1 protein-coding gene is annotated in these 595 nt (G+C 50.8%); it reads left to right on the plus strand.

From position 1 onward, the window contains the following. Positions 1 to 595 (plus strand): transposase (locus CPA45_RS22560; protein ID WP_133066828.1); only part of this gene is annotated, 595 nt, incomplete at both ends.

The following is a 595-nucleotide window of genomic DNA, read 5'->3' on the forward strand; positions in this document are numbered from 1 at the left end:
CTTTCCCCTCGCGTATGCCTACCCTCGTAGCATGCGAGCAACACGGGATTTACTTCGTCGCCGCACTGGGCTCGTTCGACACGGTGCGGATCTCAAAGCTCATGTGGTCAACACCACGAGTCAGTACAATCTGCCACCCAACAAGGTCAATTTGAAAAATGTCAGTGCCAGAGAACAGCTGGGCAGAACCTTTGATGACCCGCTCGTTCAGCGCAATATCGATTTAGATATGGCCGTTTTAGAGTGCTACCACCGAGAACTAAGCCAGGTGGAATGGCTATTGGAAAAACAGGCTAAAAAGCATCAGCCGACCTACTACCACTTATTAACCACCATTCCCGGCGTGGGCCGTATTTTAGCGCTCACTATTCTGTATGAAGTCGGTGATATTCGGCGTTTTGAATCTGTCCAGAAGTTTGCCTCCTATTCCCGACTGATCAAGTGCAAAGCCGAATCGGCTGGTAAGACCTATGGCACCCAGGGCAACAAGATTGGTAATGCCCATCTGAAGTGGGCTTTTTCTGAGGCCGCTGTGCTTTATCTGCGCGGCAATCCAGGTGCACAAAAGCTGTTGCAACGCTTCCAGAAACGCATG

This window comes from Vreelandella nigrificans (genome assembly GCF_002374315.1).
Lineage (GTDB): Bacteria > Pseudomonadota > Gammaproteobacteria > Pseudomonadales > Halomonadaceae > Vreelandella > Vreelandella nigrificans.